We start from the raw sequence: 7,215 nt of genomic DNA on the forward strand, positions 1-7,215 counted from the left end.
AAAAACCAATCTAGCTAAATCAACATACGATGCAGGATGGTTTGAACTTAAACGACAACTGGAATATAAATGCAAGTATGCAGGTTGTCAGCTTGAGATCGTAAATGAGAGTTACACTACCCAGACCTGTTCGTGCTGCCTTAAAATAAGTGACAGTAGCTTGAGGGTAGAGCAGGTTTGCGAATAAGAGGATGGAGGTGTGCTGAGTGTGGCACATGGCATGATAGAGATATCAATGCGGCTAAGAACATCCTTGCGGTCGGGCTTGACCGTCTAGCTGTAGGAATCCCCTCAGTTTAGCGAGGGGAGGAGGTCAAAACTGCCTTAACATCTTCAATATAAAGGCAATATTTACACAAAGTAATGACTCGTTGCTGTAATAATGGGCTATTATTTTATTTTTAATAATTTAAATTTAAAGTGAATAGGTAACTTATGTCTATGGCACCAAATAATACTCGCTCTAATACTGTGACAGCAGTAAAACCGAATAAGTGGTCTTCTGCGGTAAAGATTTTTCATTGGGGTAGTGTACTGCTGCTTATTGTTGTCTGGGGGATGATAACTTTACATAAGGGCTCATCAGCAGGGGATACCTATTTAGATTTACACCGAGCCTTTGGGGTCAGCTTATTGTTCTGGATGATTGCTAGGGTCATCAGTCGTATTATTAGCCCAACACCTGCTAGCGTACCCATGCCGAAGTGGCAGACTGCAGTGTCGCATCTGACTCACTTACTGCTGTATGTGTTGTTATTTGCTATGCCGTTATCAGGTATCTTGATGACTTGGTATGGGGGAAGAAGTATTGATATGTTTGGACTATTTCAGCTGCCCAGCATTTTGGCCACCGACCGAGGTCAGGCAAGATTTTTTAATAACCTACATACCGATGTGATCTGGCCAACCTTGTTAGTATTTACAGCCTTACATATTTTAGGAGCGTTACAGCATCAATTTATCAAAAAAGACAATATCATGTCGCGGATTAAATAATCTTTTATATAGATTATATCGACCGCTATACTTATTGATACGCTGTATTCATTGATACTTATTAGAAGCATAAAAAAAATCGCCCATTGGCGATTTTTTATTACAAGTGATGCTAAGGCTTACTTAGCATCAGGTAGGTTGATGTTCATTTCTAACACGTCAAGGTTATCTTCATGACGGTGATTGATGTTCACATCATTAATCTGTACGCCGTTGACATACTTATTCACCACTTCAAGAATTTCACGCTTCATTTTCTCAATGCGGTCAGCGGTAAGGCGAGAGTTTAGGCGGTTTTCACTGGCAACAATAACTTTAAGTCGCTCAGTCGCTGTGTTGGCGCTACCAGAGGTTTTGGTCTCTGTGCCAAACAAGCTACTCCAAAATCCTTTTTTTCTAGACATACTTAACCCCCAAACCAGCGTTGTAAGAAACTTTTCTTCTTAACATCAATATGACGTAACGGTCTTTCTTCACCTAAGAAGCGTGCAACGATATCATCGTAGCACTGACCCGCTACTGAATCCTGATAGTGAATAACAGGTTCACCATGGTTAGAGGCTTCAAGAACACTATTGCTTTCTGGAACCACCCCAAGTAAAGGAACCTTCAAGATATCGTTAGAGATGGTATCGATATCCATCATTTCTTTTGCGGCAGCGCGTTCAGGGTTATAACGGTTAATAACCAAGTGTTCGCGGACGGTACCTGTGCCTTCTTCTACTTTTTTAGTGCGGCTTTGTAGCACACCAATAATGCGATCAGAGTCACGTACTGAAGAGATTTCAGGGTTGGTAACGATGATGGCTTCATCTGCATGATACATGGCAAGCTGCGCACCACGCTCAATACCCGCTGGCGAGTCACAAATGATGTAATCAAATTGCTTTGATAACTCTTCTATAACTTCAGCAACCCCTTCATCGGTTAGGGCGTCTTTATCTCTGGTTTGGCTGGCAGGAAGAATATATAGATTATCTAACTGCTTGTCTTTGACCAAAGCTTGCTGCAAGCGGGCGTTTCCTGAGATGACATCAACAAAGTCATAAACGATGCGGTTTTCACAGCCCATAAGCAAGTCAAGGTTACGCAAACCCACATCGAAATCGATGACCACTGTTTTGTAACCACGTAATGCTAAGCCTGCGGCAAAAGAAGCACTGGTCGTCGTTTTGCCGACACCGCCTTTACCTGAGGTAATTACAACGATTTTTGCCACTACGGCATACTCCTATAAATCTGAAAGTGGACAATGATTTGCCCATAACTAAAATAAGATGGGTTAGGTTGTGCGGTTAAACTCTCAGCTTCTTATAATGAAAAAGCCTGTACAGCACAACTCAGCCAATAAAGTCAAATTTTGTGCCATTAGATTATCACAGATAACATTGAAGTAACAGCATTCGCTTGATTATAAAGGGGTAAGCAGGGTTATGTTTGTGAATTTAATGCAAGTTTTTATTTCTATTTTCTTACTGGATACGTCTTATTCATCTAATTTAGGACAAATCGTAAGGGTGGCTTGTTAGTTTCAATAAGTTCTCATTATAAATAGGGAAGTGGCCCCGAACTATAGAGACCATCCCCCAGTTGACAGCTATTTATTCCTGATTTAGCTGTCTTTTATAATTTCAAATACTAAGCCTTGACCTTCCACAAATCTAACCTGAACCGGTTTATCAATCATTTCAGCTGGAATACTGTCATGCAAACAATAGGTGCCGGCGACAGAGACCAGTGAAGGGTTAAAACGTTGACAGAAAATTCTAGCGTCTTTATCACCCGTGGCACCAGCCACTAAGCGACCTTGTGCTCGGCCATAAACATGCAAGCTATTATCAGTGATGGCCTCAGCCCCATTATTAACACTATCGGTCAATACCAAATCGCCTCCCACATGATTAATGCTTTGCCCTGAACGTAGCATTTGATCATAAAACAACGTGGTCATCGCGTCAGCTTCAGCGAAAATTGTCTCTTCAGTAGGCACTGCTACCTCATTAACTGTGCTTTGTGCCTGGGCAGGGCTGACTGTTTTAGTACCTTCCTCATTCTCCGTAGTTACCGTGGCGTTAACAGTAGCCTGAGGGATAGAAGCCGCAGCAGCGGTCTGTTTTTTGGTGGGTCTAAGTAGCTCAATACGTTTTCCATCGCCAGGGAAGATAGCCAAGCGTAATGCTTTGGCTGCTTCATCAAGGATACCGGTGACTACCCCGATAGGCTGAAGCCCCCAAGACCAAAAAAGGTCCACTAAGGCGTCCAAATCCTGTTCCACATTACTATCAATGATGACGGGGATTTGGCTGTTTTTATTACTCAAGTTAGCGGCCAAATAAGCATCAATCTCACTATGATCAGCGGTTTCAAGCTTGATGCGAGTAAAAGTCAGCATCTTGCCATACATTTTTAATGACGGAGTAACCTCTGTAGCGGCGGTCATAACAAATCCTTAAAGAAAAAATAGCAAAGTTTTTAATAAGTTGTGAGTCTTGTAGGGGAATAATTAGTGTCTTTTTTATGATGTTGTTGTTAGCACTGATTATTATAATAATACGCTATAGATGCAAGTATTCTTGATGTTTCCATTGTTGAACTTTAACTTGTTTCTCAAATGCGCCTAAAGCATCTACTACTATACTGTTCACCAAAGCATCTAGCTCTGGGTTTTGTAAGTCGATATTCGCCACTGCTTTTGCAACCTCATCCATGATGGCATCTGTAATGTGGCTTTGAGTTAGGTGTGAAAATAAGGTCTGAGTAATGTTCTCACCGATATTTTGACTAATGCTATGTAATTGCCCTTCAATCAAGCCTCCTGCTATAGGAATCATACGAAGATAGCGTCTTAATTCTGGGGTATTGTTTAAAGCTTCTTGAACCGCGACCCCGACCTGTATCGATAGTTCATGCGTGGCTTGGCTTTGTGCCATCTGCCTAAGCTGGGGTCCAAGCTCTTGTTTTAGTATAGACGATAACATAGCTTGGATTTGCGGACGATTTTTATTAAAAGTTTCATCGATAAAACGTTGATTAGCTTGCTCATCGGCGAACTGTTGACGTAAGTTATCTGTGGCAGTCAAGATAACGCGGTCCGACAACTCTTCAAATACTAAGTCATAATAAAACTTACCCCGATTAATCCATTTTTGGGGCAAAACTTGGTAGCCGAGTTGGTACAGCTTACGTCCAATAAAAAATGCCCGTAATAATCGCAAGGCGCGAAACTGTGGGAAACAGCCCAGCACCTCATACCAATGGGCAAAAGGGAAGAAAAACCAGCGGCTGTATCGCTTGCCCAATATTGATAAAAACCAACGGAACACCAATTCTGCAATTAGAAATATAGTAAAAAAGCCACCCAATACCCGCAAAGGGTGATGAATATTTTCTACGTAAAACTGTAAGTGTTCGGACAGGTTTACCCACTCAGCAACCTGGCCCATGAACTTACTCATTAATAGCAAGTCGAGGCTGATAACACTTAGGTCAATCACGATGACCAGCAGCATTATAATGTCATACCCCAAAGCCAATCTCGTTGCAGTTTTACTTCTCAAAGGGTTGTCTGGTTGGCCGTGATTATTGTTAGGATGCTCAGGGCCGTTATCAGAGCTGTATAAGAGTACATTGCTATTGGTATTATAAGGGTCAGTCATCTGCTGCTATGCCTTTAGAGTAAAAGGGCCTTAAGCCTTGAGTAGGTAATGAATGAGTAAGAGTTGAACACAATTTATAAAACCAATATGGCAAAGCCATAAATCATTATAAATGATTGAATCTATAAAGATTTAGGTGAGTTTTCGAAATCGGCTTTCATGCGTGAGATTTGCTCATCCTTATTTTTCCATACTTCATCCAACCAAGCATACATGGTTTGCTTCATAGCCTCATCATTGTTGTAGTCGCCTTCCTCAATAGCGTCGAATAACTCTTGCGGGATATCAATATGCTGCACATGAACCCCTAGGCGTTTGACATTGCCTTTCCATAAATCAGTATAAGACGGACTGCCATCGGGATAGACAATGGTCATGTCCAAGATACCATCGATTTGAGGCCCTAACGCTTGAATGGCTAAAGAGATGCCACCGGCTTTCGGTTTTAATAGGTTTTTATAAGGGGAGTTTTGAGCCTCACGCTTTTTGGGCGTAAAACGCGTGCCTTCTAAATAATTGAGTAAGGCAAAAGGTTTGTCCTTGAGTAATTCGCAGGCCCGCTTCGCCTCTAATATGTCTCTATCTTTTAGGCCCGGGTTTTTGGCGATTTCCTCTTTAGAATGCCGCTTCATCATAGGGAAGTCTAAGAAGTAGAAGGCTTGTCCAATAAAAGGAATATAAATTAGGTTGTATTTAGTAAAGAAGCGAGTCAGAGGCAGGCGATCTTGGCTGATATATTGCACGATACTGGTATCGACCCAAGACAAATGATTACTGATTAACAGATATTGCTTATCCTCTTCCAGGTCGTCGGGTAGGTCAATACGCCAGTCTCGCTTGGGCAGTACGCTATCTATGAGTAAATTATTGGTATTAATCCAATGCTTAGCAATTTTGATGACTTTTTTGTCGGCAACGCTAGAGCCGGTAGCTACTTTAGTAGCGCCTAGCAACCATAAGGGGATGCCATAAGTTAGGGTATTAGTGCAGATTACCCCAGCTGCAGTAGCAAAAGAAGCGGCTTTACCGACAATGGGTGCTTTGGCATGTACGTTCTGATATATATTTTTTATTTTGTTTTTCATAAAAAAGACCATGTAGGGTGTTCAAATAGCATAAGTGGATGGTAGCTCTGTTGCCAAGGTTACTTGTATTGGCTTAAATTAAAAAGCTAAGCATAAGGGTACCCAAGGCTTTAAAGCACATGACTGTATGAAATACTAGTAAGGTTTTAGTCAATACAGTTTATAAGGTTTTAGTCAATACAGTTTACGATTGTAAACCACCCCATACCCTGATAACAATATTAAATGCCAATATTAAATGTCGGTATCAAGTGCTAAGGTTCCTTGAAATAGGGAGTATTTTTTCTGCGCTCTTAGCATTGTGTCATATAGTGCATAGATGTCATACATCAAAACCACAAATTATTACATAGCATAAGATAGAAAACGGCATAATATTCTATGAAACATTTGCTAACCTCGCGATGGCTGGTCGTTTCTTTTAAATAATATAGATTAAAATTTTTAAGTCTCTATTTAAGGATATAAAAGCCGGTAAGGTAGAATAAAAAGGGTAAAAATAGACTTTCTATAAATAAGTAGATAGGTTAGGCAAATAACCAATTAACACGTTTGAATTTTAAGGATTAAATATGAATAATAAATTAATGATTGCAGCTCTAGCTTCATCTCTTGCTTTAGTAGGTTGTGCTACTGATCCTGTAACTGGCCAACAGACTATTCATAAAGGTGCTCTAGGCGCTCTAGGTGGTGCTGCTGCCGGTGCTGGTATCTCTAAAGTTACTGGTGGTGACAAAACAGGCCGTGATGCTGCGATTGGTGCAGTTCTAGGTGGTGCTATCGGTACTTACATGGAAAATCAGCAAAGACAGCTTGAAAGAGACATGGCAGGTACTGGGGTAGAAGTTAAGCATGATGGTCAAGGTAACATTGATCTAATTATGCCTGGTAACATTACTTTTGCTCATGACAGCACTAATATCAACCCATCTTTCTATAATACGTTAAACAAGTTGGCTTCTACTATGACTCAGTATGACCAAACTACAGTTACTGTAATGGGTCACACTGATAGCGTTGGTAACCCAACTTATAACCAAGGTTTATCACAGCGCCGTGCTCAATCAGTAGCTGGTTACCTACAAAATCGTGGTGTTGCAAGCTACCGTATCCAAACTTTAGGTTATGGTCAGAGCCAGCCAATTGCTAATAACAACACTGAGCAAGGTAGAATGCAGAACCGCCGTGTTGAGATTAAATTGAATGCTCCACAAAACTTAAGATAATTATTGCTTTAAGGTGATTTTTGATTAAGCTCTAAGCTTATATTAAGAATTAACTTTAAGTATTATGGCTATGGATTTACCATAGCTTATAAAGATAAGCCGACCTAGTGTCGGCTTATTTTTTTGTCTAGTGTTTTTATAGCCAAGTTTTATAGCCAAAGATGGTATAGTGAAAGAACTTATAAACTGTTACAAAGCCAAAGAAAATAAAAGAACAAAGTATCGATACAATGCAGACGCCAGTCTTTACGT

At 40.6% G+C, this 7,215-nt stretch carries 7 protein-coding genes and 1 pseudogene; 3 read left to right on the forward strand and 5 right to left on the reverse strand.

The features are described from left to right. Together A1019T_RS11945 and A1019T_RS11950 are read left to right on the forward strand one after the other, a co-directional pair. A pseudogene (locus tag A1019T_RS11945) lies at positions 1-300 on the forward strand (RNA-guided endonuclease InsQ/TnpB family protein); the annotation flags it as partial. A 141-nt stretch (positions 301-441) separates the two neighbouring features. Further along, the gene (locus A1019T_RS11950) at positions 442-996 is read left to right on the forward strand and encodes a cytochrome b (RefSeq protein WP_341864632.1); all 555 of its coding nucleotides are present in this window, start codon (positions 442-444) and stop codon (positions 994-996) included. A 119-nt stretch (positions 997-1,115) separates the two neighbouring features. Here the strand turns inward: A1019T_RS11950 and minE are convergent, their stop codons facing one another. From minE to A1019T_RS11975, 5 genes are all read right to left on the reverse strand, one after another. After that, entirely contained in the window at positions 1,116-1,400 is a 285-nt protein-coding gene (gene minE / locus A1019T_RS11955; RefSeq protein WP_028859407.1) for a cell division topological specificity factor MinE, read from the reverse strand. 2 nt (positions 1,401-1,402) lie between these two features. Then, positions 1,403-2,215, reverse strand: a complete 813-nt coding sequence (gene minD, locus A1019T_RS11960) for a septum site-determining protein MinD (protein ID WP_077451868.1) — start codon at positions 2,213-2,215, stop codon at positions 1,403-1,405. Between the two features lie 393 nt (positions 2,216-2,608). Beyond that, on the reverse strand, positions 2,609-3,436 hold the full coding sequence (minC, locus tag A1019T_RS11965) for a septum site-determining protein MinC (RefSeq protein ID WP_077451870.1): 828 nt from the start codon (positions 3,434-3,436) through the stop codon (positions 2,609-2,611). A gap of 115 nt (positions 3,437-3,551) precedes the next feature. Beyond that, complete coding sequence (locus A1019T_RS11970) at positions 3,552-4,652, reverse strand: hypothetical protein (protein ID WP_244156661.1); 1,101 nt, start codon at positions 4,650-4,652, stop codon at positions 3,552-3,554. Between the two features lie 122 nt (positions 4,653-4,774). Beyond that, positions 4,775-5,737, reverse strand: coding sequence for an acyltransferase (locus tag A1019T_RS11975; RefSeq protein ID WP_077451872.1), 963 nt, complete (start codon positions 5,735-5,737; stop codon positions 4,775-4,777). Positions 5,738-6,309: 572 nt separating this feature from the next. Here A1019T_RS11975 and A1019T_RS11980 point away from each other — a divergent pair. Beyond that, positions 6,310-6,963, forward strand: coding sequence for a YiaD family glycine zipper/OmpA-like lipoprotein (locus A1019T_RS11980; RefSeq protein WP_077451874.1), 654 nt, complete (start codon positions 6,310-6,312; stop codon positions 6,961-6,963). The last annotated feature ends 252 nt before the right edge of the window (positions 6,964-7,215 follow it).

Source organism: Psychrobacter piechaudii, assembly GCF_900162825.1.
GTDB lineage: Bacteria > Pseudomonadota > Gammaproteobacteria > Pseudomonadales > Moraxellaceae > Psychrobacter > Psychrobacter piechaudii.